Source organism: Jeotgalicoccus aerolatus (assembly GCF_014635205.1).
In the GTDB taxonomy this organism is placed as follows: Bacteria; Bacillota; Bacilli; order Staphylococcales; family Salinicoccaceae; genus Jeotgalicoccus; species Jeotgalicoccus aerolatus.
Genome location: NZ_BMCN01000007.1, coordinates 1 through 1,500, shown reverse-complemented (window position 1 = coordinate 1,500; position 1,500 = coordinate 1). Strand labels below are relative to the sequence as shown.

General features: G+C 37.2%; 1 protein-coding gene. It reads left to right on the top strand.

Translation table 11 applies throughout. The features are described 5' to 3' along the window. Positions 1–402: lysozyme C family protein (locus tag IEU81_RS11125; protein ID WP_231957244.1), on the top strand; the 402-nt coding region annotated here is incomplete at its 5' end. Positions 403–1,500: the final 1,098 nt, after the last annotated feature.

Sequence of the window (1,500 nt, the reverse complement as noted above, 5' to 3'; positions counted from 1 at the left end):
GTCCAGGGCAAGAAATTTGAGAGGTGTGAGCTTGCCAGAACTCTGAAGAAACTTGGATTGGCTGGCTACAAGGGAGTCAGCCTGGCAAACTGGATGTGTTTGGCCAGATGGGAAAGCAATTACAACACACGTGCTACAAACTACAATCGTGGAGACAAAAGCACTGATTATGGGATATTTCAAATCAATAGCCGCTGGTGGTGCAATGATGGCAAAACCCCAAGAGCAGTTAACGCCTGTGGTATACCCTGCAGCGCTTTGCTGAAAGATGACATCACTCAAGCTGTAACATGTGCAAAGAGGGTTGTCAGCGATCCACAAGGCATTAGAGCATGGGTGGCATGGAGAAACAAGTGTCAAAACCGAGACCTCACGAGTTATGTTAAGGGTTGCGGAGTGTAACTGTGGAGTTTTTGTCTTCAGCTCATTTTGTCTCTTTTTCGTATTAAGGAAGTAATCGTTGAGTAAAAGGTTATACTATCACTCTTTCAAACAAATAATGTTTTTACCGAAGCAGGAGCANGTGTCAAAACCGAGACCTCACGAGTTATGTTAAGGGTTGCGGAGTGTAACTGTGGAGTTTTCGTCTTCAGCTCATTTGTCTCTTTTTCATATTAAGGAAGTAATCGTTGAGTAAAAGGTTATACTACCACTCTTTCAAACAAATAATGTTTTTTCCGAAGCAGGAGCATATGGTCTTTCTTCTAAGAGGTTTGATGTTTACCTCACGTGTTGATTGTTTGATATTAGGCCTACAAAATTTTTCAGCTTGCTAACAGAACTAATGCTGGTGAATATTTGTCTAAAATCTTCATTATCAAATGTGTCTCTGGCAAATTTAGTTCCTCAAAGAGATAACCCAGACTTAATCTTGAATGGTATAAGTACTCCCTAATATTCAACAAAATATAACAAAAGATTAACTCTAAGCAAATTGATCTTAGGCATAGCCCCACCTGAGTAGGCATGTAAACTCTCATCTGTTCAGTCAAAAAGAGTAGAATGCCAAATGGCTAAAAATGGAAACAGCCCGTCAAGAATTTTGTTTTCCTAAGTGTGACCTTTGGTTTAAATGTTTTAGNACCTGAGTAGGCATGTAAACTCTCATCTGTTCAGTCAAAAAAAGAAGAACGTCAAATGGCCAAAAATGGAAACAACCCAAATCAATGAATTTTGTTTTCAAAAGTGTGACATTTGGTTTAAATGTTTTCGTAGAAATGTTGCATGTGCACAGAATTTTAAAAATAAACTTACAATTTATACATCAACCTATTTTAGCCTTTGCAAAGAACTCATTTATGCATCTTGCTGATCCTGAAGGAATATAAAGAAGGATTAGATGAGCTGTTGATTTTCCTTAGTTTTATTAGCTTAAATTCATCCATTATGACTAAATTCAGAGGCAGATAAGTTTGTAAGCATTGAATTAATTGCTATTAAACCGATGTGAATTTATGCATGTTGTAAAAGAAAAACAAACATTTTCATTAAAAGCTTTGC